The 24,659-nt window shown below is 67.2% G+C and carries 23 protein-coding genes and 2 pseudogenes; 15 read left to right on the top strand and 10 right to left on the bottom strand.

Translation table 11 applies throughout. The annotated features are described in order from the left end of the window. The first annotated feature begins 33 nt into the window (after window positions 1-33). Together CF68_RS32030 and CF68_RS36765 are read left to right on the top strand one after the other, a co-directional pair. The gene (locus CF68_RS32030) at window positions 34-477 is read left to right on the top strand and encodes a helix-turn-helix domain-containing protein (protein WP_035826974.1); all 444 of its coding nucleotides are present in this window, start codon (window positions 34-36) and stop codon (window positions 475-477) included. 107 nt (window positions 478-584) lie between these two features. Then, window positions 585-1,064: pseudogene (locus tag CF68_RS36765) on the top strand (DUF4172 domain-containing protein); the annotation flags it as partial. A gap of 1 nt (window position 1,065) precedes the next feature. Here the strand turns inward: CF68_RS36765 and CF68_RS32025 are convergent. Continuing rightward, window positions 1,066-1,628: pseudogene (locus CF68_RS32025) on the bottom strand (cache domain-containing protein); the annotation flags it as partial. A 541-nt stretch (window positions 1,629-2,169) separates the two neighbouring features. Here CF68_RS32025 and CF68_RS32020 point away from each other — a divergent pair. The 3 genes from CF68_RS32020 (at window position 2,170) to dbpA (ending at window position 5,862) form a co-directional block, all read left to right on the top strand. Further along, on the top strand, window positions 2,170-3,372 hold the full coding sequence (locus CF68_RS32020; protein ID WP_152548585.1) for a DUF4382 domain-containing protein: 1,203 nt from the start codon (window positions 2,170-2,172) through the stop codon (window positions 3,370-3,372). A gap of 141 nt (window positions 3,373-3,513) precedes the next feature. Continuing rightward, window positions 3,514-4,419, top strand: coding sequence for a DUF72 domain-containing protein (locus CF68_RS32015; RefSeq protein WP_035826971.1), 906 nt, complete (start codon window positions 3,514-3,516; stop codon window positions 4,417-4,419). Window positions 4,420-4,452: 33 nt separating this feature from the next. Beyond that, the gene (gene dbpA, locus CF68_RS32010) at window positions 4,453-5,862 is read left to right on the top strand and encodes an ATP-dependent RNA helicase DbpA (RefSeq protein WP_035826969.1); all 1,410 of its coding nucleotides are present in this window, start codon (window positions 4,453-4,455) and stop codon (window positions 5,860-5,862) included. Between the two features lie 32 nt (window positions 5,863-5,894). Here the strand turns inward: dbpA and CF68_RS32005 are convergent, their stop codons facing one another. Then, complete coding sequence (locus CF68_RS32005) at window positions 5,895-7,010, bottom strand: DUF2855 family protein (RefSeq protein ID WP_035826967.1); 1,116 nt, start codon at window positions 7,008-7,010, stop codon at window positions 5,895-5,897. Window positions 7,011-7,077: 67 nt separating this feature from the next. On the opposite strand from CF68_RS32005, the gene CF68_RS32000 reads away from it, so the two are divergent. Together CF68_RS32000 and CF68_RS31995 are read left to right on the top strand one after the other, a co-directional pair. Beyond that, window positions 7,078-7,791, top strand: a complete 714-nt coding sequence (locus CF68_RS32000) for a TetR/AcrR family transcriptional regulator (RefSeq protein WP_035826980.1) — start codon at window positions 7,078-7,080, stop codon at window positions 7,789-7,791. A gap of 154 nt (window positions 7,792-7,945) precedes the next feature. Next, the gene (locus tag CF68_RS31995; RefSeq protein WP_013955157.1) at window positions 7,946-8,386 is read left to right on the top strand and encodes a CBS domain-containing protein; all 441 of its coding nucleotides are present in this window, start codon (window positions 7,946-7,948) and stop codon (window positions 8,384-8,386) included. Between the two features lie 50 nt (window positions 8,387-8,436). Here the strand turns inward: CF68_RS31995 and CF68_RS31990 are convergent, their stop codons facing one another. Continuing rightward, window positions 8,437-9,477, bottom strand: a complete 1,041-nt coding sequence (locus CF68_RS31990; protein WP_035826966.1) for an aromatic ring-hydroxylating dioxygenase subunit alpha — start codon at window positions 9,475-9,477, stop codon at window positions 8,437-8,439. Between the two features lie 248 nt (window positions 9,478-9,725). Between CF68_RS31990 and CF68_RS31985 the strand changes: the two genes are divergently transcribed. From CF68_RS31985 to CF68_RS31975, 3 genes are all read left to right on the top strand, one after another. Continuing rightward, window positions 9,726-11,291, top strand: coding sequence for an MDR family MFS transporter (locus CF68_RS31985; RefSeq protein ID WP_235205959.1), 1,566 nt, complete (start codon window positions 9,726-9,728; stop codon window positions 11,289-11,291). A gap of 80 nt (window positions 11,292-11,371) precedes the next feature. Next, window positions 11,372-12,016, top strand: a complete 645-nt coding sequence (locus CF68_RS31980; protein ID WP_035826962.1) for a glutathione peroxidase — start codon at window positions 11,372-11,374, stop codon at window positions 12,014-12,016. A 146-nt stretch (window positions 12,017-12,162) separates the two neighbouring features. Then, window positions 12,163-12,948 (top strand): MBL fold metallo-hydrolase, encoded by a 786-nt coding sequence (locus CF68_RS31975; protein ID WP_035826958.1) that lies wholly within the window; start codon window positions 12,163-12,165, stop codon window positions 12,946-12,948. On the opposite strand, the gene gstA is transcribed toward CF68_RS31975, so the two are convergent. The 5 genes from gstA to CF68_RS31950 all read right to left on the bottom strand — a co-directional run bounded on the left by gstA (window position 12,949) and on the right by CF68_RS31950 (window position 18,030). Then, window positions 12,949-13,575, bottom strand: coding sequence for a glutathione transferase GstA (gene gstA / locus CF68_RS31970; RefSeq protein WP_013955162.1), 627 nt, complete (start codon window positions 13,573-13,575; stop codon window positions 12,949-12,951). Between the two features lie 144 nt (window positions 13,576-13,719). Then, window positions 13,720-14,457, bottom strand: a complete 738-nt coding sequence (locus tag CF68_RS31965) for an aspartate/glutamate racemase family protein (protein ID WP_013955163.1) — start codon at window positions 14,455-14,457, stop codon at window positions 13,720-13,722. Window positions 14,458-14,488: 31 nt separating this feature from the next. Next, window positions 14,489-15,910, bottom strand: coding sequence for a dihydropyrimidinase (gene hydA / locus CF68_RS31960; protein ID WP_035826956.1), 1,422 nt, complete (start codon window positions 15,908-15,910; stop codon window positions 14,489-14,491). 4 nt (window positions 15,911-15,914) lie between these two features. Next, complete coding sequence (locus tag CF68_RS31955; RefSeq protein WP_035826954.1) at window positions 15,915-16,643, bottom strand: aspartate/glutamate racemase family protein; 729 nt, start codon at window positions 16,641-16,643, stop codon at window positions 15,915-15,917. An 88-nt stretch (window positions 16,644-16,731) separates the two neighbouring features. After that, on the bottom strand, window positions 16,732-18,030 hold the full coding sequence (locus CF68_RS31950) for an MFS transporter (RefSeq protein ID WP_035826952.1): 1,299 nt from the start codon (window positions 18,028-18,030) through the stop codon (window positions 16,732-16,734). Window positions 18,031-18,188: 158 nt separating this feature from the next. Here CF68_RS31950 and CF68_RS31945 point away from each other — a divergent pair, with 158 nt between their 5' ends. From CF68_RS31945 to CF68_RS31935, 3 genes are all read left to right on the top strand, one after another. After that, window positions 18,189-18,947: a GntR family transcriptional regulator gene (locus tag CF68_RS31945; RefSeq protein WP_035826949.1), complete on the top strand. Its 759-nt coding sequence runs from the start codon at window positions 18,189-18,191 to the stop codon at window positions 18,945-18,947. A 25-nt stretch (window positions 18,948-18,972) separates the two neighbouring features. After that, window positions 18,973-19,821: a fumarylacetoacetate hydrolase family protein gene (locus CF68_RS31940; protein WP_035826946.1), complete on the top strand. Its 849-nt coding sequence runs from the start codon at window positions 18,973-18,975 to the stop codon at window positions 19,819-19,821. A gap of 274 nt (window positions 19,822-20,095) precedes the next feature. Further along, window positions 20,096-21,343: a M20 aminoacylase family protein gene (locus tag CF68_RS31935; protein WP_035826943.1), complete on the top strand. Its 1,248-nt coding sequence runs from the start codon at window positions 20,096-20,098 to the stop codon at window positions 21,341-21,343. Between the two features lie 18 nt (window positions 21,344-21,361). Here the strand turns inward: CF68_RS31935 and CF68_RS31930 are convergent, their stop codons facing one another. Then, window positions 21,362-22,234, bottom strand: coding sequence for a helix-turn-helix domain-containing protein (locus tag CF68_RS31930; protein WP_200872617.1), 873 nt, complete (start codon window positions 22,232-22,234; stop codon window positions 21,362-21,364). 127 nt (window positions 22,235-22,361) lie between these two features. On the opposite strand from CF68_RS31930, the gene CF68_RS31925 reads away from it, so the two are divergent. Next, window positions 22,362-23,597, top strand: coding sequence for an MFS transporter (locus CF68_RS31925; protein ID WP_035826941.1), 1,236 nt, complete (start codon window positions 22,362-22,364; stop codon window positions 23,595-23,597). Window positions 23,598-23,600: 3 nt separating this feature from the next. On the opposite strand, the gene CF68_RS31920 is transcribed toward CF68_RS31925, so the two are convergent. Beyond that, window positions 23,601-24,152, bottom strand: coding sequence for a MarR family winged helix-turn-helix transcriptional regulator (locus CF68_RS31920; RefSeq protein ID WP_035826939.1), 552 nt, complete (start codon window positions 24,150-24,152; stop codon window positions 23,601-23,603). A 106-nt stretch (window positions 24,153-24,258) separates the two neighbouring features. Here CF68_RS31920 and CF68_RS31915 point away from each other — a divergent pair. Beyond that, on the top strand, window positions 24,259-24,659 hold a 401-nt coding region (locus CF68_RS31915), incomplete at its 3' end, for an EamA family transporter (RefSeq protein ID WP_152548584.1).

The following is a 24,659-nucleotide window of genomic DNA, read 5'->3' as shown; positions in this document are numbered from 1 at the left end:
AAGGCCGAGGCTTGCCGCGCACCTGGTCAAGCGGTGACAAGCCTGGATATTGCGGAAGTGGCCCGGCACGCAGGCGTGCCGGCCTCGACGCTGCGGTACTACGAGGAAATGGGGCTGATCGCTTCCATCGGCCGGCGCGGGATGCGGCGCGTGTTCGATGCCGGCGTGCTGGAGCGGCTGGCGCTGATTGCACTGGGGCGTGCCGCCGGTTTCTCGCTGGATGACATCGCGCAGATGTTCTCGCCACAGGGCCAGCCGAACATCGACCGGCAGGTGCTGGCGGCCAGGGCGGATGAACTGGACCGGACCATCCGCAAGCTGACGGCGATGCGCGACGGACTGCGGCATGCGGCGGTTTGCCCGGCGCCAAGGCATATGGAGTGCCCGACGTTCCAGCGGATTCTGCGTGCGGCGTCGTCGGGGGCGATTGGTGGGCGGCGGGATCACGCCTCGGGGCCTCCCGGTGGCCCCCATTAAGAGTCGAAAGATCCTCTTGGTGGGCGTGTGCGGAGATTGCATTGATATTCCCCGCGGAATTTGCGGTGAATAATTGGCGCATGCGGAGTAGTTGCCATAATCTCCGCATGAAACGCGGAGAATGGCTCTATATCTGGCAATCGCCTGACTGGCCACAATTCCACTACGACCTGGCAGCGCTGGCTCGGCCGCTGGCTGATGTGACACGCGCCCAGGGCATGCTCCTGGGCCGCCTTGCCGATGTAGGAATGGCCTTGCGGGGCGAGGCCAGCCTGACCGCGCTGACCGAGGACGTGGTCAAGACCAGCGAGATCGAGGGCGAACGGCTCAATGCAGATTCAGTTCGGTCTTCGCTTGCGCGCCGGCTGGGCGTGGACATCGGCGCGCTGGCACCGGTGGACCGGCATGTGGAAGGCGTCGTGGAGATGGTGCTGGATGCAAGCGGCCGCTGCAACGAGCCACTCAGCAAGGAATGGTTGTTCGGTTGGCACGGGGCGCTATTTCCTACCGGGTATAGCGGCATATCGCAGCTACGTGTCGCGGCATGGCGCGACGATGCCAAGGGGGCGATGCAGGTCGTGTCCGGCAGAAGCTTGCCGGCGTAGGGCGGATTGCCTTGACGTTGGCGATCACGGTGTCCATTGCCACATCGCCGGACACCACGGCCTTGACCTCGCCATCGCGGATCACGGGCGTGGCAAATGTCACCACCAGCTTGCCGGTGCTGGCGGCGACATAGGGCGGCGTAACCACCGGCTTGCCGGCTGCTGCGGCCTGCTTGTACCAGGGCCGGGCGGTCGGGTCGTAGCCGGGCGGGACGCCCTTCGGGTCGGAGAATCTGGAGGTCTTGTCGGCATAACCGACGTAGACCTTGGTGAAGCCGCCGGCGTCGGCCACCTGCTTGAGCGCAGCATCGGGTTCGGGCTGCAGCACGGTATCCTGCAGCGAGTGGATCATCTGGCTGTGCGAGGCCACCCAGTCGACGATGGCGCTGGTGTGGCCGCTCTGCACGGCCGCCAGGCTGCTGTCGATGGCGTCTTCGTTATGGCGGTTGGCGACGAACTGGTTCAGCGCCGTATTGATGGCGAGCGCGGCGATGACGATGGCCACGCACAGGGCCCCGATCCGCGCGCACGGATGGTAATGAACATCAGGGGAGATCCTTCGTAGGGAATCGTTGGGGGGCGTTTATGTGTGTGTGGGATTTCCCCCCCCCGCTGTATGCGGACTGTATACGGAGCGGGTGCGCGCGACTTGAGGTAGGCAGGCGAAATCCGGTCGAATGCGATCAGGTTGACGACACAACGCGCCAATTGGTGCGCGATAGTGCCCTCGGGCGGCTCGGGAATGCGCACTGGTGGATCTGAAATTCGTAACGTGAATGCACGCAGGAGTGGGTTTCGGCGTGATCAGACGCCTCATCCGATGCGTTGCAATACAAGCGGCGTTGCAACGCAGCGGTGATTGCCGATGCGGGCGTTCATGAGCGTGATGGCAGCCGCAGCAGAACGCTTGCCGCAGCGCATCCGACGGCGGCTTGGGCAAAAGTACATCTGTCGTCAAGCGTTGCTGATCAGTCATGCAGACAAGCTAACGACTTTTTCACAACGTATTACAAAGATTTACAGCCGTTATGCGATCGGCAACATATGCTCCGATCAACTCACAAATAACCCAAACGGAGAGCCTACCGTGTCAGTCCTTTCTTTGACTTCCGCGCCGATGCGCGTGCTTGCCCTGACCGGTGCCCTGGCGCTGGCAGCCTGCGGTGGTGGTGGCGGCGATGATGGCGGCGGGCAAGGGACGCTCAAGGTCTCGATGACCGATGCGCCGGCCTGTGGCTTCAACAATGTCTTCGTGACCGTCAACAAGGTGCGCGTGCACAGCAGCGCCAGCGCCGAGACGAGCGCCGGGGGCTGGGTCGATATCGACGTCGTGCCCGCGCGCAAGATCGACCTGCTGTCCCTGACCAACGGCGTGATGACGGTGCTTGGCCAGGCCGCGCTGCCTGCCGGCAACTACCAGCAGGTGCGCCTGGTGCTCGATGCCAACCGTGGCGGCGGCGCCGGTGCGCTGGCCAACTCGGTGGTGCCCATCGGCGGCACTGAGCAGACGCTGGATACGCCGAGCGCGGTGCAGTCGGGCATCAAGATCAACCGGCCGTTCACCGTGGCAGCGGGTACGCTGACCGACCTGGTGCTGGACTTTGACGCGTGCAAGTCGGTGGTCACGCGCGGCAATGGCACCTTTGGCCTGAAGCCGGTGGTGACGGCGATCCCGATGACCGTCAGCGGTGAAGTGAACGGCGTGGTCAGCGGGGCACCGGGCGCGCGCGTCTATGCCGAGCGCAACGGCGTGGTGGTGAAGTCGACGGTGGCGGACGCCAACGGCAACTTCAAGCTGTCACCGATCGAGCAGAGCAGCACGGCCGGCCCGGTTGACGTGGTGGTGGTGCCGGGCTCTGCCAATGGCAAGGCGGCGGGCATTGTGCGCGGCGTGCCAGTGGTGGTGGGCACGCCCACGGCGATCTCGACCGCGGCGGCGCCGATGTCGCTGCCGGCGTCGACCTATCGCCGGGTTTCGGGTACGGTCACGCCGGCTTCGGCCGAAGCGACCCTGCGCGCGCTGCAACTGGTCAGTGGCGGCAATTTCGAGATTGCGGCGACGGCTGCCGCCAGCGATACCGGCGCCTACAGCATGTTTGCAACCGAACCGGCACTGCCGGTGGCCGCGCCGCTGATCGGCACCTACCAGGCCGCGCTGCCGATTCCGCTGCAGGCGGACGGCGCCGCCGCGGGCAAGTACAGCGTGCAGGCCACCAGCGCCACGGGTACGGTGCAGACCAAGCCGGCGGACGTGAACGTCGCCGACGCCGTGGTGAGTTTCTCGTTCTGATTCCGGGGGACCGGGAACGAAGCCGGTAGAGGGCCTGGCCCTCTTCCGGCTTTTTTTGTTGGCCAGGGGCCCGGTTGCGCCGCCACCGTCTGGCGCAGTTTCCCGCTAGACTGCCAGTCTCGCGTTTCGGGAGATCGCGCCATGGCAGCACGCACCGCGGCGAAGGCCGCATCCAAGCCTGCAGCAACGTCTGAGGCCACATCCAGGGCCAGGTCACGCAAGGCCTCCACGTCCGCCGAGCCGGTGCGGGTTGGCATCGGTGGCTGGAATTTCGCCCCGTGGCGCGACAACTTCTATCCCGCCGGCCTGGCACAGGCACGTGAGCTGGCCTATGCCAGCCGCCACCTCAGCGCGATTGAAATCAACAGCACCTACCACGGCACGCAGAAGCGCACCTCGTTCGCCAAATGGCGCGACGAGACGCCGGATGATTTCGTGTTCGCGGTGAAGGCCCCGCGGTTTGCCACCAACCGGCGCGTGCTGGCCGAGTCCGGTGAATCGATCGAACGCTTTATCGACAGCGGCATTGCCGAGCTTGGCCGCAAGCTGGGTCCGGTGGTGTGGCAGTTCGCGCCGACCAAGCAGTTCGATGCGGAAGACTTCGAGGCCTTCCTGCAGCTGCTGCCGGACTCGGTGGAAGGCGTGAAGCTGCGCCACGTGCTGGAGGTGCGGCACGACAGCTTCCAGGCGCCGGACTACCTCAAGCTCGCGCGCAAATACAAGGCCGCCACGGTCTTTACCGATTCGCCCAAGTTTCCGTCGATGGCGGATCTCACTGCAGACTTTGTCTATGCTCGGCTGATGGCCAGCAGCGAGAAGCTGAAGGCCGGCTACGCGCCCAGGGACCTGGATGCGTGGGCTGAACGGGTGCGCACGTGGGCGCAGGGCCACCAGCCAGCCGACCTGCCGACGGTGGAAGACCGCAAGCCCGCCGCGCGCAAGCGCGAAGTCTTTGTCTTCTTTATCAACGGCGCCAAGGAACGCGCGCCGGCCGCGGCGCAGGCGCTGCTGGAGCGGCTGGACTGGACGCCGCCGGCCGATGACTGACGGATCGACATCCCTGGATCGCTATAATCGCGCATGAACTCGACCCCCGCCCAGCCGCAAGCCGGCACCGCTTTTTCCACCCTGCCGCTGTCGCCCACCATGCTCGCCACGCTGGCGCAGCTTGGCTATGACGAAATGACGCCGATTCAGGCGGCCAGCCTGCCGATCACATTGGCGGGCCAGGACCTGGTGGCGCAGGCGAAGACCGGCAGCGGCAAGACCGCCGCCTTCGGGCTGGCGCTGCTGCACCGGCTCGATCCGCGCCGCTTCGACGTACAGGCGATGGTGCTTTGCCCCACGCGCGAACTGGCCGACCAGGTCACGCAGGAAATCCGCCGCCTGGCGCGCGCCGAAGAGAACATCAAGGTGCTGACGCTGTGCGGCGGCTCGCCGATGCGCCCGCAGGTCGACAGCCTGATTCATGGCGCACATATCGTGGTGGGCACGCCCGGACGCATCCTGGATCACATCGACCGCGGCAGCCTGGACCTGTCCGGCATCAACACGCTGGTGCTGGACGAGGCCGACCGCATGCTCGACATGGGCTTCTTCGACGACATCGCCTATGTGGCCAGCCGTTGCCCGAAGGACCGGCAGACGCTGCTGTTCTCTGCCACGTATCCGCCCGGCATCGACAAGCTCAGCCACCGCTTCCTGCGCAACCCGCAGTCGACCAAGCTGGAGGCTACGCATGACAACAGCACCATCCGCCAGCGCTTCTATGAAGTCGAGGAAGGCGAGCGCCTGAACGCAGTGGGGCGCCTGCTGGACCACTTCCGGCCGGTCAGCACGCTGGCGTTCTGCAATACCAAGGCGCGCTGCCGGGAGCTGGTGGAACTGCTGCGCGCGCAGGGCTACCAGGCGCTGGCGCTGCACGGCGAGCTGGAGCAGCGCGAGCGCGACCAGGTGCTGGTGCAGTTTGCCAACCGCAGCTGCTCGGTGCTGGTGGCCACCGACGTGGCCGCGCGCGGGCTGGATATCGCGCAGCTCGAGGCGGTGATCAATGTCGAGATCACGCCCGATCCTGAAGTCCACGTGCACCGCATCGGCCGCACTGGCCGCGCCGACCAGGAAGGCTGGGCCTTCAGCCTGGTCAGCATGGACGAGATGGGCCGCGTGGGCAACCTGGAGCAGCACCACGGCGGCGAATTCGAATGGCACCCGCTGGCCGACCTGAGGCCCGCCAGCAACGAACGCCTGCTGCCGCCGATGGTGACCTTGCAGATGCTGGGCGGCCGCAAGGAGAAGATCCGCCCCGGCGATATCCTGGGCGCGCTGACCGGCGATGCCGGCTTCACCAAGGAGCAGATCGGCAAGATCAATGTGCTGGAGATGTCGACCTATATCGCGGTGGAGCGCAGCATCGGGCGCGAGGCGGTGAAGCGGCTCAATGCCGGCAAGGTCAAGGGCAAGAAGGTGAAGGTGCGGATGCTGACGGAGTGAAAGACGGGCCCCATGCGGGGCCCGTTCTGCTTTTACCCCACGACCACCACGTACCCCTCCTGCGGCGCGCCGCTACCCGCCGCCAGACGCGCGATCCGTGCCTGCGCGGCTTCGAACCCCCGTTCCTCCACCAGCGCCAGCCAGCGATTGGCCGGATCGCGCGCATGGTCGATAAAGCGGCGCTGCGCCGCGTTGAAGCGCCGGTTCACTTCCTGCGGTCCCCAGTCGGCATTGCGCTTGCGGATCTGCACCGGCGCGAAATAGAACTCGGGCCTGGGCCCGGGCAGGTGCAGGTCGCGCAGGAAGCCGGTGTTCTGCGCCGAGCCCGCAAAGCAGTCGTACACCAGGCTGTCACCGAAATGCGCATGCACGCGCGCGCGCAGCGATTCATCGCCGGAGAAGTCGACATAGAGCGTGGGCTCGTCCACCGGCACCGATGCCAGTTCGTCATAGGTGACGGTGCTGTCGTAGCAGCCAAGGTCTTCGACAAAGGCGCGGTTGCGGGCCGAGGTCAGCCCGGTCAGCGTGATGCCGTCGAGGTCGCGCAGGCAGAAGGCGGTGCCATAGGCCGTCTTGCTGGAGGCGCTGGACACCACTAGCCGCCGTGCGCCGAAGAAGCGGTTGTCTTCCAGGAAGTCGGCCAGCATGAACGAGGTGATGAACAGCGGCCGGTACAGCATCTGGTAGTGCTCCAGCTCCGGCGCGTAGGCGGTGTCGTTCTGCACGCGGGTGTACTGGTTGTAGGCCGAGGTCAGCCGGACGCGGTGCGCCGCGGCATCGTAGAAGCCGCGCGCGGTCACGCGCTCGGGCTGCATGCGGAGATGGCTGGCGATGGGGAAGTAGCCGTAGAAGCGTTCGCCGGGGGCGATGCCGTCGACGCCGGTGGCCACCACATCGGCAAAGCCCCACACCGGCATATGGCCCCACTGTGGCTGGCCGGTGGGAAAGAAATCCCAGTACTGCATGGCTTCGCCGAAGGCGGCGTAGGTGATGTTGTTGGTGGTCAGGGCAAAGCGATCCAGGCGCAGCAGCACTTCGCCGGCCGCGGCGGTGGCGGGTTCTTGCACGGCTTCCAGCCGGCTTTCGTTTAGGGCATCCTTGCGGCTGAACAGCCGCGTGATGGCAAGGGTCGGTTCAGTTGCTGCCATGTCTTTTCTCCTGGTTCGCGGCCCGTCCGTCCGGCGTGCAATGTTCGCCATGACTTCCGTGAGGCCGATGCCAAGAATCTATCGCCGCGCCAACGCCCCCGGGTTCGGAAACGAAGCGCCCGCCGCCAGCGACCTGAAACGGCCCGCCACGCCGCGCAGCAAACCGCTCAAGCGCCCTTCGCAGCAGCGCGCGCACTTCACCGTCAACGCCATCTACGACGCCTTTGTTCGGATCTGGCGCCGCGATGGCTGGGACGGCGTGACCACGCGCGCGGTGGCGCTGGAGGCGGGGTTCTCGGTGGGCACGCTGTACGAGTACTTTCCCAGCAAGGAAGCGCTGGCGTCGGGCTATGTGCGCCACACGGTCGAGAGCATGCTGACGCGCATCGACACCGAGGTTACGCAGCGAACCGATGCCGACTGGCGCACCCGCGTGCGGCGGCTGGTCGCCATCGCCTGCGGTGCGGACGACGAGGCCACGGGCATCGTCTTCGATGCCGACATCATCGGGCTGGAGCCGCGCATCGCCGAGCCCAAGCACCACCGGCGCGTGTTCGAAGAGTTCTGCGAGGCCTGGCGCCGGGCGCTGTGCGCTTGTCCCGACTTGCCTACGGCCCCGGATGCCGCGAAGGTGCAGGCACTGGTGCTGGCGGTCTGGGGGGCGCGCCGCTATCGGCTGCTGCTGCAGGGCGCGGCGCTGCAGCCGGCGCAATGGGTGGCCGAGATGCAGGCGCTGTGCCTGGCGGCACTGGACGGAAAAGAGACCGATGCGCAACTTTGACCAGGCGGCTGCCATTCGGGCGTCACAACCTTGCTTACAAAGATTCGCGTAAGTCACCCTGTAACGGCGGGCGTTACTTTGCTACTCTGATTGCATTGGCGCCCAAGCAGGCACCGCCAGCCGCATTGCATTGTCGACCGAAAAGGAGTTGGTGATGAAAACCGCACGCCAGGTTCTGGAGTCCAAGCCGAGTCAGGCCATTTACAGCGTCCCGCCCACGGCGACCGTCTATGCCGCGCTGCAGCTGATGGCGGAGAAAGGCATCGGCGCGCTGCTGGTGATCGAGCATGGCGCGATCCAGGGGATCGTGAGCGAGCGCGACTACGCGCGCAAGGTGATCCTGATGCAGCGCACCTCGCGCGAGACGCTGGTGCGCGACATCATGACCAACGCGGTGATCTACGTCGGCGCCAGCCAGACCACCGACGAATGCATGGCATTGATGACCCGGCACCGGCTGCGCCACCTGCCGGTGATGGAGGGCGAGGAGCTGATCGGCATGCTGTCGATCGGCGACCTGGTGAAGGACATCATCTCCGAGCAGCAGTTCATCATCGAGCAGCTGGAGCATTACATCACTGGCGGCGGGCGTTAGGCCTGTCGTGTTCGGGGGCCAGGTCGCACGGGATGCGCCCGCCCCGTCCACTAGCCCAGCGTGCCGAACTTCACCCCGTGCGCCGCCAGGTAGCGCCGGTACGCACCTGCCAGCTTGTCCGCCGGCTGCGGCACCTCCACGCCGGTGCGCAACGGCAGGCGGCGCGGCTGCTGCGATTCCACGATCGGCTTGTCCTGCAGGAAGATGGTGTCCTGGAATTCGCGCAGGCTGGCGTCGTCATCCCCCGTCACCAGTGACATCACGAACCACACGCGGCTCGATTCCTCGTCCCGCGGGCCGATAAACAGCGCGATGGCGCCGCGATGGTTGTCGCCAAGGTCGGGCACCTTGGTCAGGATCGCGGCATAGGGCGCGACCACGCGGTATTCATACTCGACCATGGCTCCGCCGGCGGCGCTGGCGTGCGCGCGCGGCTGCCAGGCGCGGCAGCCGATGGTGCGCAGCGCGTCGGGCTTGCGCGCATCGCCGATGGCTTCCACTTCATAGGGCGGCACTTCGGTGTGCGCCGGGTCGCCCAGGTAGCCGTCGTGGACATAGCCGAAGTGCGCCATGTCGAGGAAGTTCTCCACCAGCCGTGGTGCCGAGGTGGCAACGTCGTAGGGGCCGCAGACCACGTGGCGGCATTCGGCGTCGTCGTACTCGGGGAAGGGCGGCAGTTCGGGCACGGCCTCGGTGCCGTCGCCGCCAAGACGTACCCATAACAGCCCGTAGCCCTCGCGCACCGCGTGCGTGGTGGCGCAGGCGCGCGGGGCGGGCACCAGTTCCGGGTGGGCGGGATAGCGCGTGCAGCGCCCGCCGGATGCAAAGCGCCAGCCGTGATAGCCGCAATGCAGCAGGCCGTCGCGCACGGCGCCCAGCGTGAAAGCCGCGCCGCGGTGCGGGCAGCGGTCGTCCCAGGCGTGCCAGCCGTCGGCGTTGCGCCACAGCACCAGCGCGCGGCCAAAGAGCCGGGCTGGGAAGGGGCCGTCACCGCGGGCCTGTTCGATCGCCAGCACGGGGTGCCACTGGCCCAGTTCCGGCCCGGCCGCATCGGGGGCCTGACCTCTTGCTTGTCGTGGGGTCTCGGTCATGACGAAATCTTACCTTCGATAGCGGTGATGTGATCTTGCATCGACTGTGGTGCCCTGATCGTGTCGCGCAAGTGACGTTTCAATCGCCTGCGTCGCAAGCGCGATATTTGCTGGCCGCATATAATTATGCGTTCACTGAATTAGGCCAGCCGCGACGGCATCACGCCCCCTCTCACGCGGTTCCCGACCGATATTCCCTGCATTTGACGTTGCTTTCACCGCACATTGCTGCGGTCTCATGCCTGCCCATGTCTTCACCCTCTTCTGCAGCATCCGCCCGGGACATCACGCCGGCCCTGCCCGCCCACGACCATCGCGCCGTGATGCGGGTGATCGGCGGCATCGTGCTGTGCATCCTGCTGGCCGCGCTCGACCAGACCGTGGTGATCCCGGCGGTGCCGGCGATCGCCAATGACCTGAACGGCTTCAGCCACCTGTCGTGGATCGTGACGGCGTACCTGATCGTGTCGACGGTGACCACGCCGCTGTACGGCAAGCTGTCGGACAGTTTTGGCCGGCGGCGCCTGCTGATGGTGGCGATCGCGCTGTTTATCGGCGCCTCGGTGGCATGCGCGCTGGCGCAGACGCTGGGCCAGCTGATCCTGTTCCGCGCGCTGCAGGGCGTGGGCGGCGGCGGCCTGATGTCGCTGGCGCAGGCGGCCATTGCCGATGTGGTGGCGCCGCGCCAGCGCGGGCGCTACCAGGGCTACCTGGCCACGGTGTGGGCGGTGGCGTCGATCGCCGGGCCGCTGGTGGGCGGCTGGGTCTCTGACCATATGTCGTGGCGCTGGCTGTTCTGGGTCAACGTGCCGCTGGGCCTGCTGGCGATGTTCATGTGCTACCGCGGGCTGGCCATGCTGCCGCCGCGTGGCGGGCGTGCGCGCGTGGACTGGCCGGGGGCGCTGCTGCTGGCGGTGGCCATCGTCGCCTTCCTGCTGGCGATGAGTTGGGGCGGCGACGTCTACGACTGGCTCTCGCCAGAGCTGGGCGCCCTGCTCCTGGCCGCCGTGGCCGCCGTGGTCCTGCTGACCTGGCAGGAGCGCCGCGCCGCGGACCCGATGCTGCCGCCGCGCCTGTTTGCCAACCGTGCCTATGTGATGGGCGTGGCCGCCTCGGCGCTGGCCGCGCTCGATATCTTCCTGTGCATCTTTGCCCTGCCCCTGCACTTCCAGCTGGTGCGTGGCGCCGATGCATCGACCTCCGGCCTGCTGGTGATGCCGTTCCTGCTGGCCACCGTGGCGGGCAACTTTATCGTCGCGTGGTTGGCGCCCCGCGTGGGCCGCATGCGCGGCATCCTGACGGGCGGCTATATCGCTGCCGCGCTGGGGCTGATCGTGCTGGCGCTGGTGACCCCCGCGATGCCGTTGGCCGTGGTGCTGGCGGCGATGACGCTGGCCGGCGTGGGCCTGGGCATGACCATGGTGTCGACGCTGATCAGTGTGCAGAACGTGCTCGAGCGCCGCGATACCGGCGCCGGCACCGGCGCGCTGCTGGTGCTGCGCTCCCTAGGCAGTGCGATCGGTGGGGCGCTGGCTGGTACGCTGCTGACGCTGGAATTCCGCCATGCGCTGGCGGCATCGGGGGTCACGCAGGCGCTGGACCTGGGCGCGCTGCGCCACGGCAGCGAGGCCTTTGCGCAACTGTCGCCGTCCGTGCGCGCGGTGCTGGCGGGCGGCGTGGAGTCGGGCTTCCACCTGATCTTTGCCGCGGGCGCGGCGGCGGCGGTGCTGGCACTGCTGATCGTGCGCCGCATGCCGGACCTGGAGCTGCGCGGCAGCGTCACCGAACACGCCGCCACGCTGGCGATGGATTGAGCCGGCCTGCCGGAAAGCCGCTACCGGCGTAGACTATGGCGTACCCGATACAGCGAGCCGCCTTCCGGAGCCTCATCGCCATGACTCGTCGTTTCCCCTCGTCCGCCACACTCCGACAACTGCGCCCGGCCGCCCTCGCCGGCGCGCTGGCGCTGGCCGCAGCCGGCGCCGCGCTATTGCCGCACCCTGCCCGCGCCGCCGACAAGCCGGCCGCCGCGCCTGCACCGCAGGCAACAGGCGCCTGCCCGGCGTCGCTCAACTTCAAGTTCCCGCGCCTGCAGGATGAAGCCCCGCAAAACCTCTGCCAGTACGCGGGCAAGGTCGTGCTGGTGGTCAACACCGCCAGCTACTGCGGCTTCACGCCCCAGTACGAAGGGCTGGAGGCGCTCTACAGCAAGTACCGTGACCGCGGCCTGGTCGTGCTGGGCTTCCCGTCGAACGATTTCTCGCAGGAGCCCGGCTCGGAGAAGCAGATCGCGGACTTCTGCTACAACACCTACGGCGTCAAGTTCCCGATGCTGGGCAAGTCGCACGTGCGCGGCAGCGAGGCCAACCCGATGTACGCGCTGCTGGCGAAGGAAACCGGCACCGCGCCCAAGTGGAACTTCTACAAATACCTGATCGGCCGCAACGGCCAGGTGGTGGGCAGCTACAACAGCAAGACCACGCCTGACGACAAGCAGTTCGTCGCCAAGATCGAAGAACTGCTGGCCAGCCCGCGCTGACGCGCGCGACGCCCGGCCGGGGTGTACACCCCTGACGACAGTCCGGCCGCTGGGGGGCGCGTGTTCCCTCCCCCCATTGATTTGCATCAAGTTTGCAACGGGATTCGCTGAGTAACGTCGCCGCTTGCGACGAGCGGAGCGAGGCAATGGGAATCACGTTATACGACGCGGACGGGCACACCTGCCTGATGTTCACCGACCTGGTCGAGGAAGCGCATGGCGAAGCGGTGCAGACCAACCAGTTCCTGGTCGTCGACCATGGGCATGGCGCGCTGATCGATCCCGGCGGGCAGATGACCTACAGCGAGCTGTATCTCACCATCAGCCGCTACTTTCCGCCCAAGCAACTCGACTACGTGCTGGCTTCGCATGCCGATCCGGACATCGTCGCATCGGTCGGACGCTGGCTGACGGGCTCTGACTGCCGCATCTTGATTTCCAGCGTGTGGGCGCGCTTCCTGCCGCATTTCTGCCAGGCCGGCAAGACGGCCGGGCGCATCGTGACGATTCCGGATGCGGGCATGCATATCCCGCTCGGGCACAGCTCCCTGGTCGCGGTGCCAGCGCACTTCCTGCATTCCGAAGGCAATTTCCAGTTCTACGATCCGGTCAGCAAGATCCTGTTCTCGGGCGATCTCGGCGCGGCCATGACAGGCGCCAAAGCGGCCGGCACCACGGTGACGGATTTCGATGCGCATACTCGCCTGATGCTGCCGTTCCACCAGCGCTACATGAGCGGCAGCCGCGCGTGCCGGCTGTGGGCAGCCATGGCGCGGTCGATGGATATCGAATGGATCGTGCCGCAGCACGGGCCGTCGTTTCGCGGCAAGCACATGGTGGCGCGCTTTATTGATTGGATCGACGCGCTGGCGTGCGGGCTGGACCTGCTGACGCAGGACCACTATCGCGTGCCCGCACCCGCCATGCGCTGATCAGTCGCGCACGAGCCCTTCGGCGCGCATGGCTTCCTGCACCGCCGGCCGCGCGGCGATGCGCGACAGGTAGTCCTGTAGCGTGGGGTATGCCGTCAGCGGCATCATCAGCATGCGGGCCCAGCCGAGGATGGTGAAGCAGTAGGCGTCGGCCACGGTAAAGGTGTCGCCGGTCAGGTACTGGCGGCCCTGCAGGTGCTTGTCGAGCTCAGCAAAGCGCAGTTGCAGCTTGGCCTTGCAGGCCTCTACCGTGCTCTGCGCGGTTTCCTTGTGCCACAGCCACGGGCTGAAGACCTTGTGCAGTTCCGTTGAGACCAGCGTGATCCAGCCGGTGGCTTCCAGCCGCTCGCGCGTGCCCGCGGCGGGCAGCAGCGCGCGTTCGGGCACCAGGTCGGCGATGTATTGCAGCAGCGATGCCGCTTCGGTATGGCGCGAGCCGTCGTCGAGCTGCAGCAGCGGCACGTAGCCGCGCGGGTTGATGGTGTAGTAGTCGTCGGTGCCGTTTTCAGGCACGGCCAGCTTGTGGTGGAGCAGGTCGACTTTGGCCAGCGTGACCGGCAGGCCGGCTTCGCGCAGGGCGATATGGACGGCCATCGAGCAGACGCCCGGAGTGTAGTAGAGCTTCATTGCGATCCTGTAGTGGTTGCCTGGCCGCCACGCCATGCGGCGGCCGTGCAGCCAGTCTAGGATCGTCCCCCTTATGCAGCAATGCGCGTCCTTGCGGACGCGCATTGCAGATTTGCACAGGGCTCAGTTTGCGCTCGGTTGCGCTCAGTCGAGCAGCTTTGCCAGCGCCGGCGGCAGGCCGGCATTGGGCTTGCGCGGCGGCCGCGCGAAGCTGCCCTGCGTGGCGCTGCCGGCGCGCAGGGCCACCAGCGATTCGCAATGCCGCACCGCGCTCGACACGCCATCCACCACCGGCACCGGGATGCGCCCTTGCAGCGAGCGTGCCAGTCCCGCCAGCGGCGCGCCGGCGACGATGATCACGTCGGCGCCGTCCTGCTCGATGGCTTGCAGGGCAAGTTGTTCCAGCCGCGCGGCATGGTCTTCCTGCACGCTGCCGATATCGCGCAGGGGTTCCTGCAGCGAGCGCACGCTGGCCAGCCGCGACGACAGGCCGTTGGCCGCCACGCATTCGCGGTACCACGCCTGGATGCGGTGCGAGATCGCGATGATGGAGAAGCGCTGCCCCAGCAGGCAGGCGCTGGCCAGCGCGGCTTCGGTCATGCCGACGACGGGGACGTCGAACAGCTCTTTCAGCCCGGCCAGGCCGGGGTCGCCGAAAGCGGCGACCACCAGGCCGTCGAACTGGCCGGCGTGTTCCGCGGCGGCGCAGGCCGTGGCATAGCCGCCGACCAGCGCCTCGAAGCGGGTTTCGATATAGGCCACGCCGAAGGCCGCGGTGGCCATCTGCAGCGTGGTGGTGGCGGCGGCGGTGCGCCGCGCTTCCGCCTCGATCAGCGCCGTGACGGATTCGCTGATATTGGGATTGACGATCAGGAGTTTCATGGTCGGAATGGGTTGGCTGCGGGCGTGGCGATCAGCCCAGCATCGGCGCGCCCGCCGGCAGGAACTGCCCGCGTCCCGCCTGGGGTTCCTGGTACTGGCCATCGCGCACCAGCATCTCGCCGCGCGAGAAGCAATGCACCGGCCAGCCGGTCACTTCGATGCCTTCGTACGGCGTGTAGTCGACCGCGTGGTGCAGCGCGCTGTTGCGGATCTGCATGCGCTTGTTCGGGTCCCACAGCACGATGTCCGCATCCGCGCCGATGGCGATGGTGCCCTTGCGCGGATACAGGCCATACAGGCGTGCCGGCCGCCACGAGGTCAGCTCGACGAACTGGTGCAGCGACAGCTTGCCGCGCGCCACGCCGTCGAACAGCAGCGGCAGGCGCGTCTCGATGCCCGGCACGCCGTTGGGGATATGCTCGAACGAAGGCCGTTCGCCGCCCGGCTGCTTGCCTTGCGGGTCGTCATAGCGGAACGGTGCATGGTCTGACGAGAACACGCTGAACACGCCATTGGTCAGCGCGCGCCATACCGCGGCCTGGTTCTCGGGGTCGCGCGGCGGCGGGCTGCACACGCACTTGGCGCCTTCGTAGCCGTCGTCGCCGGGCAGGGCCATGTCGTCGGCGGTCAGGTACAGGTACTGCGGGCAGGTCTCGGCCAGGATCTGCAGCCCCCTGCCCTGTGCCCAGCGGATCTGCTCGATCGCTTCCTTGCCCGAGACATGCACGATCAGGATCGGCACGTCGACCAGTTCGGCAAAGGTGATGGCGCGGTGCGTGGCCTCGCGCTCCACCGCGGCGGGCCGTGCCAGGCCGTGGAAGCGCGGTGCGATGCGCCCTTCCCCGACCAGCTTGTCGGTCAGCCACGAGATGCAGTCGGCGTTCTCGGCATGCACCATCACCAGCGCGCCGTTCTGCTTGGCGACGTCCAGCACCGACAGCATTTCGCGGTCGGACAGCTTCAGGTCGTCATAGGTCATGTAGACCTTGAACGAGCTGTAGCCCTTGCGGATCAGCGCCGGCAGTTCATCGGCCAGCACCGCCGGCGTGGGGTCGGCCACGATCAGGTGGAAGGCGTAGTCGATCACCGCGCGGCCTTCCGCGCGGCGATGGTAGTCCGCCACGGCAGCCTTGAGCGAAGCGCCCTTCTCCTGCGCGGCAAACGGGATCACGGTGGTGGTGCCGCCGCACACCGCGGCGCGCGTGCCGGTGAAGAAGTCGTCGGCCATGCGCAGGCCATCGGGCATGGGCTGGTCGAGGTGGCAATGGCCATCGACGCCGCCGGGCAGCGCCAGCAGGCCATCGGCATCGATTTCGCGCGCGCCTTGCGGCAGCGCGTGGCCGAGCGCGACGATCTGCCCGTTGCGCACGCCGATATCGCAGCGGAAGCGGTCGGAGGCGGTGACCACGTCCGCGCGCCGGATCACCAGGTCAAGGCTGTCGTGAGCGGACATCGGCTTACTCCACTTCGCGGAACAGGCGGCCCCAGCCGCGCAGCTCACGCGTGTCCACGCCGCACAGGCGCAGCGACTTCCACACCACGGTGGAGATGGTGTCGTACAGCGGAATGCCGGTTTCGGCTTCAAGTTCCTCGGCCAGGTGCGCGGCTCGCAGGTTGGTGCAGAAGGTGGTGATGGCCTGCGGCTGGTGCTGGGCCAGGCCGCGCACCATGTCGCGGATGGTGTCTTCCTCGACCTCGGCGAAGCTGTAGTTCACATGCAGGTCCAGGTGGCTTTCGGCCACGCAGTGAAAGCCGCTGCGCTCGTAGTTGGCGATGATGCGCTGCTGCACGTCGTCCAGGTACGGCGTGGCCAGGCCGAAGTTGCGCGCGCCGGTCTTTTCCAGGATCTCGTTGAGCGCCAGCACCGAGGTGGTGGCCGGGATGCCGGTGGCTTCGGTGATCTGCTGGCACAGCGCTTCATCCTTGTCGAAGCCAAGCCAGCCGGAAGAAGTGCCGTTCCAGGCGATGACATCGACGCGCGCATCGGCCAGCAGGCTGGCGGCGGCCAGGATCTTGTCCAGGTTGAACTGGCCCAGGGCCTGGTCGCGCAGCGAGATCTCGGTCACGGTGAAGCGCGAGAAATGCGCGCTGACGTTGGGCACGCCGGCAACCATCGCGCTGGTGATGGGTTCGAGCGCAGTGTTGGAAGACGGCGTCAGCATGCCGAGGCGGATTTGCTTGGTCATTTTGCTTTTTGTCTCAGGAGTGGTTGCGAGGGCCGGGACATTGCCGGCCCTTTCGCGGGTTTTCGGAGTTCGGTGATCCGACGGGTCTTCAGACCGGGATCTTGGTCTCGTAGTCGATGGCGGTGGAAGCCAGCAGCAGGCCGACGCCAGCCGCGGCGAAGAACATCAGCGCCAGGAAGTACGAGCCGGTGAACTGCACGATCATGCCGACGATGATGGGCACCGTGATGCCGCCGATATTGCCGCCCAGGTTCATCACGCCGCCCAGGAAGCCGATCTTGTTGCGGGTGCCGAGCATCGACGGAACGCACCAGAACAGGCCGCACCAGCGCAGGAAGAACAGCGTCGACGACAGCAGCACGACCACCACGACCGGGTCGGTGACGTAGGCCACCGAGAAGATCGAGACCGTGGCCACCACGGCGGCGATGCCGAACAGCGTGCGCATCACCACATTGGGGCGGCCGCCGGCTTCCTTCCACTTGTCAGCGATCCAGCCGCCGATCAGTTCGCCGATAAAGCCGCTGAAGAAGATGATGAAGCTGGCGCCGCCCATCTGCTTGATGTCGAAGCCGTGCACCTTGTTCAGGTAGTTGGGCATCCAGGTCAGCAGGCCGTAGAACACGGTGTTGAAGCACATCCAGCCAGCGGCCATGCACCATACCGAGCGGTACTTGAAGAAGTCCATGGAGCGGCCCGACAGGTTGGCCGGCTCGGCGCGATGCTCATTGGCCTGGGCTTCCTCGATGTAGCGGGCTTCCAGTTCGTTTACGCCGCGGTGCTCGCGCGGGGAGTTGCGCACGTAGTACCAGGCCACGATGCCGGCCAGCACGGTGCCGACGCCGGCAACGATAAAGGCCAGGCGCCACGAACCCAGCGTGGCGATCAGCCACGTGATGATGATGGCGCCGAGCGCCGCGCCCAGCGGCGCGCCGCCGTCAAGCAGGGTGGCGCCGCGGCCGCGTTCGTTCTGGGTCATCCAGATCGCGTTGAGCTTGCCGCCGGCCGGGTAGATCGGCGCTTCGGCCGCGCCCAGGCCGAGCCGGGTCAGCAGCAGCGCGGTGGCGTTGGTGGTGAAGGCTGCCACGGCCTGGGCAATGCCCCAGAACACGGTGGCGCAGGCGATCACGATGCGCGGCTTGTACTTGTCGGCCAGCATGCCGCCCGGCACCTGCATCAGCGCATAGGTCCAGAAGAACGAGCTGAGGATCAGGCCCTGCATGGTGGGGCTGAGGTCGAACTCCTTGGCAATCAGCGGCATCGCCACTGACAGTGAGGCGCGATCGATGTAGTTGATCGCGATGAGGAACAGCATCATCAAAAAAATCTTCCAGCGAACGGAGGTCTTGGCCTCCGTGACCACTGTCGCCCGGCTTGTCGTCTCCATGACGGCGTCTCCTGTTTTAGTCCTTGGGTGAGGCAGTTCTGTTGGCGTTTTGCGCAACAGGCCGGAGTATAGGATACGTAATCTGTAATTACAACGTGTGTAAGTCATTGATTTTACGATGTTGCGCATGCACAATTTTGGTATGTGGTAGCCTTGTCATGGTGCATTCCCCCATTCTGGTGACGTCCGTGACACAAACGCTTTCCCAAACCACGCGCCTGCGCACGCTCGGCATGTCGGCCGAAATCGCCGCCCGGCTGCGCACCATGATCGAAGAGGGCGAACTGCCGCCCGGCGTGAGGATCGATGAACGGGCCTTCTGCGAGACCTTCGATGTCTCCAAGACGCCGCTGCGCGAGGCGCTGAAGGTGCTGGTGTCCGAGGGGCTGGTGCTGCACCGGCAGTACATCGGCTACCGCGTGGCGCCGCTGGACCTGGAGGAGCTGCGCGCCACCTTCGAGACCCTGCACGGGCTGGAGGCGCTGGCGGGCGAACTGGCCGCACAGCGCTTGGGCGCGGCGGCCATGGCCAAGCTGGAGCGGCGCCACCAGGCCATGATCGATGCGCATGCCGCGGGCCGGCGCACCGACTATTTCCGCATCAACCAGGAAATCCACCAGCTGATCATCGACGGCGCCGCCAATCCGGTGCTGGCCGGCGTCTATGCCGCGCTGATGAGCAAGGTGCACCGCGCACGCGGTGCGGCCAATGCCGATACCATCCGCTGGCAGGAGTCGCATGAGGAACACGAGGCCATCATGGCCGCGCTGCGCGAACCCGGCCGGCCACGCCTGGCGCAGGTGCTGCGCGCCCACTCCGAGAAGACCGCCACGGAAGTCCTGAGCGTGGTGGCGCAGACCCTGGCAGAAGCCGGCGCAACCGGCGTATCCGGCGCCACGCTCAAGAAATCCGCCTGAACAACCCCTGAAGACAACGACGACGATGAAACTGGTTCGAGTAGGCAAGCCCGGCGCCGAGCGCCCGGGCATGATCGATGCGCAAGGCCGCGTGCGCGACCTGTCCGGCGTGGTGGCCGATATCGGCGCGATGCAACTGGCGCCGGCGGCGCTGGCGCAGCTGGCGCAGGTGGACCCCGCGTCGCTCCCGGTGATCGAGGGCGCACGCTTTGGCGTGCCCTGGAGCGGAGTCGGCAAGATCGTGGCGATCGGCCTGAACTATGCCGACCACGCCGCCGAGGCCGGCATGCCACTGCCGGCCGAGCCGATCGTGTTCCTGAAGGCCAACAGCTCGCTGAATGGTCCCAACGACGCGGTGATGCTGCCGTTCGGCTCGGAAAAGACCGACTGGGAAGTGGAGCTGGGCGTGGTCATCGGCAGCACCGCGCGCAATGTCTCGCGCGAAGCGGCGCTGAACCACGTGGCCGGCTACTGCGTGGTCAATGACGTGTCGGAGCGCGAGTTCCAGATCGAGCGCGGCGGCACCTGGGACAAGGGCAAGGGCTGCGACACCTTCTGCCCGGCCGGCCCCTGGCTGGTGACGCGCGACGAAGTGCAGGACCCGCAGGCGCTGGGCCTGTGGCTGGAGGTCAACGGCGAGCGCGTGCAGGAGGGCAGTACCGCCACCATGGTCTTCGACGTGGCCACCGTGGTCAGCTATGTCAGCCGCTTCATGACGCTGCTGCCGGGCGACCTGATCGCGACCGGAACGCCGCCGGGCGTGGGCATGGGCTTCAAGCCGCCGCGCTTCCTGAAGGCCGGCGACACCATGCGCCTGGGTGTGGACGGGCTGGGCGAGCAGACGCAGCAGGTGGTGCCCTACGGCGAACGCTGAGGGCAGGGCAGTGGCATCGCGGCGCCCCCCCCGGGGGGGTACCGCATGCCGGCAGCGCTGCCGCGGGCGAATACGCGGTCCCCAATGGTTCCCCATCGATACGCTTTCACACAAAGCGTTTGGTTTCCATACAAAGCGTACGATTAGGGCAACAGTTCCGGTGCTGAAACGGGCCGGATTACATGGTTTTACAGGAAATCGCACACTTGGCGTTTCGCTCGCGTTTTCTGCGTGAAATACTGGTTGTACAGGTTTCGCCAGAGAGCAAAACACCATGTCTGAGCACGCCCCCGAAATCGAGTCCTATCTCGGCACCACCCTCACGGCGTCCCCTGCGTCGCCACTCAAGCACCGGTACTGCGCGTTGGCCGACACCCTGGACAGCCGCGCTGAACTCGAAGTCATCCGGCGCAATATCCACCAGCATCCCGAATTAGCCTTCGACGAGGTCCGCACCTCGGGCCTGGTCGCCAGCCTGCTGGAGACGTGGGGCTATACGGTCACGCGCGGCGTGGGCGGCACCGGGGTGGTGGGCACCTTGCGTTGCGGGGACAGCGGGCACAGCGTGGGCATCCGCGCCGACATGGACGCCTTGCCGATCCACGAACGCACCGCACTGCCATACGCCAGCGTCAACGCCGGCCGCATGCACGCCTGTGGCCACGACGGCCATACCGCGATCCTGCTCGGCGCGGCAAAACACCTGGCGCGCACGCGCAACTTTGACGGCACCGTGCACCTGATCTTCCAGCCGGCCGAGGAAATCGGCGCGGGCGGCGGCGCCGAGCGCATGCTGGCAGACGGGCTGTTCGAGCGCTTTCCCTGCGATGCGATCTTCGGGCTGCACAACCATCCGGGGGTGGAGCAGGGCACCTTCCTGTTCCGCTCGGGCCCCTTCATGGCGGCATGCGACACCGTCACCATCACCATCCGCGGCAAGGGCGGCCACGCCGCGCGCCCGCACCAGTCGGTCGACCCGATCCTGGTGGCAGGCAGCCTGGTGATGGCGCTGCAGTCGGTGGTGGCGCGCTATGTCGACCCGAACGAGACCGCGGTGGTGACGATCGGCACGCTGCACGCCGGCCACGCGCCCAATGTGATCCCGGACAATGCGCGCATGGAGATCAGCGTGCGCTCGTTCAACCCCGAGGTGCGCGCATCGGTGGAGAAGCGCATCCGCCAGCTCGCCACGTCGCACGCCGAGGGCTACGGCGCGGTGGCCGAGGTCGACTATGTGCGCGGCTACCCGGTGCTGGTCAACAGCGAGCGCGAGACCGAGTTCGCGCGCCAGGTGGCCGAGGAACTGGTCGGCGCCGGCAAGGTGGTGGACCAGGCCGCGCGCATCGCCGGCAGCGAGGACTTTGCCTACTTCCTGCAGCAGCGCCCGGGCTGCTTCGTGCGGCTGGGCAACGGCGCCAACCAGCCGCTGCTGCACAACGCCGGCTACGACTTCAACGATGAGAACCTGACCGTCGGCGCGGCCTACTGGACGCGGCTGGTGGAGCGCTATCTGGGGCGCTGACCGGCCTGGCGCCCCCGCTCAGCGGAAGAACGCACTTGGCGGCACGCCGAACTGCCGCCTGAACATGGTCGCAAACGCGCTCGGGCTGTCGTAGCCCAGGTCCAGCGCCACATCCACTACCTTGCTGCCGGCGGCCAGCTTCTCCAGCGCCGCCAGCAGGCGCGCCTGCTGGCGCCATTGCCCGAAGGTCATCCCGGTTTCACGTGCAAAGCGGCGCTGGATGGTCTTGGGATCCACCCCCAGCCGTGAACCCCAGTCCGCCAGCGTCAGCGCCGTATCGGGCGCGCCGGTGATGGCATCGCATATCTGCCGCAGGCGGTCGTCGGCCGGGCGCGGCAGGTGCAGCGGCAGCGACGGCACCAGCATCACTTCATCGAGCAACAGCCGCATCAGCCGCGCGTCGCGCGTGTCGGGGGCGTAGGGCAGGGGAATGTCGATCGCCGCCAGGATCAGCTCGCGCAGCAGTGGCGAGATGCCCAGCACGGTGCAGCGCTGCGGCAGGTCGGGCGCGGCATCGGGGCGGATATAGGCGGTGCGCATCTGCACCCGGCCGACCATGCGGATCCAGTGCGTGGTGCCGCCCGGCATCCACATGCCGCGCGTGGGCGGCACGATCCACTGGCCTTCGGCGGTGGCCACCACCATCACGCCGTGCACCGCGTGGATCAGCTGCGCGTGCGGATGCTGGTGTGGGTTGGTCACGTGGCCGGGCAGGTAGTCGGCGGCCATGGCGGTGACGGGCAGGGGGCTGCGGTCGAAGCGGACGTAGGGCGGGGGATCGGCGTAGGTGTCGCCCAGTGCCAGCGTCTCGGGCGTGGGGGCAGGGGGCGCATGGTGGTCGCGGCGGCGGGCCGCGCCGGAAGCAGAAAGGGGGCGAGGGGCGCGCGGCATGTCCTTTTCTCCAAGGTTGCGGACCTATTCTCGCAGGACAGGCGCCGGGGCGCCAGCTAGCATCGGTGCTCAGTTCCTTCCAGGCCGGCGCCCCTGCTGGCCGCTTTCCGTCTGTCGAGAGCCGCCAATGAGCACAACCATCGACTCCGCGCCTGCTGGCGCGACACCCTCCGCGACATCCCCCCAGGCCGGACGCACCGGTTTCCGCGTGCTGTCGGCGATCAGCTTCGCCCACTTCCTCAACGACATGATCCAGTCGTTGATCCTGGCGATCTATCCGATGCTCAAGGGGGGCTTCAACCTGAGCTTCACCCAGATCGGCCTGCTGACCATGACCTACCAGGTCACGGCGTCGCTGCTGCAGCCGGTGGTGGGCCTGTACACCGACAAGCATCCCAAGCCGCATTCGCTGGCCATCGCCATGGCGTTCACGCTGGCGGGCTTGCTGCTGCTGTCGGTGGCGCCGAGCTACGGCGTGCTGCTGGTGGCCGCGGCGCTGGTCGGCACCGGCTCATCGATCTTCCATCCGGAATCATCGCGCGTGGCGCGCATGGCCTCGGGCGGCCAGCACGGGCTGGCGCAGTCGATCTTCCAGGTGGGCGGCAACGGCGGCAGCGCCATGGGGCCGCTGCTGGCCGCGCTGATCGTGCACCGCCAGGCCAGCCTGGCGTGGTTCTCGCTGGCGGCGCTGGTGGGCATCGTAGTGCTGTGGCGCATCGGCGGCTGGTATGCGCGCCAGCTGGCGCAGGGCGCGCGCAAGCACAAGGCCGCCGGCGCGGTGGCCAGCCCGCTGCCCACGCGCTTGGTGGTGCGGGCCATGGTGGTGCTGATGGTGCTGGTGTTCTCCAAGTACTTCTACATGGCCAGCCTGACCTCTTACTACACCTTCTACCTGATGGAGCGCTTCGGGCTGGCGCGCCAGGACGCGCAGCTGCACCTGTTCATGTTCCTGGCCGCGGTGGCGGCGGGCACCATCCTGGGCGGCCCGATCGGCGACCGTATCGGCCGCAAGCGCGTGATCTGGGCCTCGATCCTGGGCGTGGCGCCGTTCACGCTGGCGCTGCCGCACGTGGGCCTGTTCTGGACCACGGTGCTGACCTTCATCATCGGCTTTATCCTGGCCTCGGCGTTCTCTGCGATCCTGGTGTTCGCGCAGGAGCTGATTCCCGGCAAGGTGGGCATGGTGTCGGGCCTGTTCTTCGGCTTTGCCTTCGGCATGGGCGGCATCGGCGCCGCGGTGCTGGGCGGCATGGCCGATACGCACGGCATCCGCGCGGTGTACGAGTACTGCGCCTACCTGCCGCTGCTGGGCCTGCTGACGGTCTTCCTGCCCGACCTGCGCGAGCGTCCGCAGCGGGCCTGACGCTCAGGCCGGTTCATTGTCTTCGCCGCCACCGCCCGGTGGCGGCTCGAACATGCGCAGCCAGCGGCGCAGCAGCGCGGCCAGCTGCGCGCGCTCCGTCGCAGTCAGGTCCGCCAGCAGGCGGTGCTCGTTGGCCACGTGCAGTTCCAGCGCGCGGTCGACGCGCTCGCGTCCGGCCTCGGTCAGTTCCACCAGCAGCCCGCGCCGGTCTTCCGGATTGGGCTGGCGCCGCACCAGCCCGGCCCGCTCCAGGTGGTCGAGCCGGTTGGTCATGGTGCCCGAAGTGATCATCAGCGAGCCAATCAGCGCGCCCGGCGACAGTGCATACGGCTGCCCCGCGCGCCGCAGCGTCGCCAGCACATCGAATTCCCACGGCTGCAGGCCGGTTTCCCCAAGCGCGGCTTCAATGGCCCGGCTGGTATGGCGGTTGAGCCGGCCCAGCCGGCCGATCACGCCCATCGGCGAGGCATCCAGGTCCGGGCGCTCACGCGCCCATTGGGCGAGAATGCCATCGACGTGGTCAGGCGTGTCTTCGGGTTTGCGGCGGGCAGTCATCCAGGAGCAGGTGTGCGGATACGCGGGTGGCAGGAATACCGAAGTATCTTGACATCAAACAATCGGCTTCGTAAAGTCTATTTATCTTGACGTCAAGAATATCGACATGAAGGCGATTGGATCTTCCTCCCTGGCCGCGACCGGCGGCGTGACCCTCAGGGACATTCTGCTGACCGGACTGGCCCCGGCGATCTGGGGCAGCACCTACCTGGTCACCAGCCAGTGGCTGCCGCCGGGGCAGCCGTTGCTCTCAGGCGTAATCCGCGCGCTGCCGGCCGGGCTGGCGATGCTTGCTTTCGGCCGTCAACTGCCGCGCGGCAGCTGGTGGTGGCGCGCGGCGGTGCTGGGCGTGCTCAACATCGGCTTCTTCCAGGCCATGCTGTTTATCGCCGCGTACCGGCTGCCGGGTGGCGTGGCGGCCACGGTCGGCGCGATCCAGCCGCTGATCGTGGTGGTGCTGGCGTGGGCCTGGCTGGGCGCGCGCCCGCGGCCGGCCGCCTGGCTGGC

Source organism: Cupriavidus sp. SK-4 (assembly GCF_000611125.1).
GTDB lineage: Bacteria > Pseudomonadota > Gammaproteobacteria > Burkholderiales > Burkholderiaceae > Cupriavidus > Cupriavidus necator.
The sequence above is the reverse complement of the archived record's forward strand: the minus strand, read 5'-3'. Positions and strand labels throughout refer to the sequence as shown.

Coding starts and splice junctions, on each gene's coding strand:
- CF68_RS32015 (WP_035826971.1), top strand. CDS start 3,514: ATGGCAGCACGCACCGCGGCGAAGGCCGCATCCAAGCCTGCAGCAACG.
- dbpA (WP_035826969.1), top strand. CDS start 4,453: ATGAACTCGACCCCCGCCCAGCCGCAAGCCGGCACCGCTTTTTCCACC.
- CF68_RS32005 (WP_035826967.1), bottom strand. CDS start 7,010: ATGGCAGCAACTGAACCGACCCTTGCCATCACGCGGCTGTTCAGCCGC.
- CF68_RS32000 (WP_035826980.1), top strand. CDS start 7,078: ATGCCAAGAATCTATCGCCGCGCCAACGCCCCCGGGTTCGGAAACGAA.
- CF68_RS31995 (WP_013955157.1), top strand. CDS start 7,946: ATGAAAACCGCACGCCAGGTTCTGGAGTCCAAGCCGAGTCAGGCCATT.
- CF68_RS31990 (WP_035826966.1), bottom strand. CDS start 9,477: ATGACCGAGACCCCACGACAAGCAAGAGGTCAGGCCCCCGATGCGGCC.
- CF68_RS31985 (WP_235205959.1), top strand. CDS start 9,726: ATGTCTTCACCCTCTTCTGCAGCATCCGCCCGGGACATCACGCCGGCC.
- CF68_RS31980 (WP_035826962.1), top strand. CDS start 11,372: ATGACTCGTCGTTTCCCCTCGTCCGCCACACTCCGACAACTGCGCCCG.
- CF68_RS31975 (WP_035826958.1), top strand. CDS start 12,163: ATGGGAATCACGTTATACGACGCGGACGGGCACACCTGCCTGATGTTC.
- gstA (WP_013955162.1), bottom strand. CDS start 13,575: ATGAAGCTCTACTACACTCCGGGCGTCTGCTCGATGGCCGTCCATATC.
- CF68_RS31965 (WP_013955163.1), bottom strand. CDS start 14,457: ATGAAACTCCTGATCGTCAATCCCAATATCAGCGAATCCGTCACGGCG.
- hydA (WP_035826956.1), bottom strand. CDS start 15,910: ATGTCCGCTCACGACAGCCTTGACCTGGTGATCCGGCGCGCGGACGTG.
- CF68_RS31955 (WP_035826954.1), bottom strand. CDS start 16,643: ATGACCAAGCAAATCCGCCTCGGCATGCTGACGCCGTCTTCCAACACT.
- CF68_RS31950 (WP_035826952.1), bottom strand. CDS start 18,030: ATGGAGACGACAAGCCGGGCGACAGTGGTCACGGAGGCCAAGACCTCC.
- CF68_RS31945 (WP_035826949.1), top strand. CDS start 18,189: ATGGTGCATTCCCCCATTCTGGTGACGTCCGTGACACAAACGCTTTCC.
- CF68_RS31940 (WP_035826946.1), top strand. CDS start 18,973: ATGAAACTGGTTCGAGTAGGCAAGCCCGGCGCCGAGCGCCCGGGCATG.
- CF68_RS31935 (WP_035826943.1), top strand. CDS start 20,096: ATGTCTGAGCACGCCCCCGAAATCGAGTCCTATCTCGGCACCACCCTC.
- CF68_RS31930 (WP_200872617.1), bottom strand. CDS start 22,234: ATGCCGCGCGCCCCTCGCCCCCTTTCTGCTTCCGGCGCGGCCCGCCGC.
- CF68_RS31925 (WP_035826941.1), top strand. CDS start 22,362: ATGAGCACAACCATCGACTCCGCGCCTGCTGGCGCGACACCCTCCGCG.
- CF68_RS31920 (WP_035826939.1), bottom strand. CDS start 24,152: ATGACTGCCCGCCGCAAACCCGAAGACACGCCTGACCACGTCGATGGC.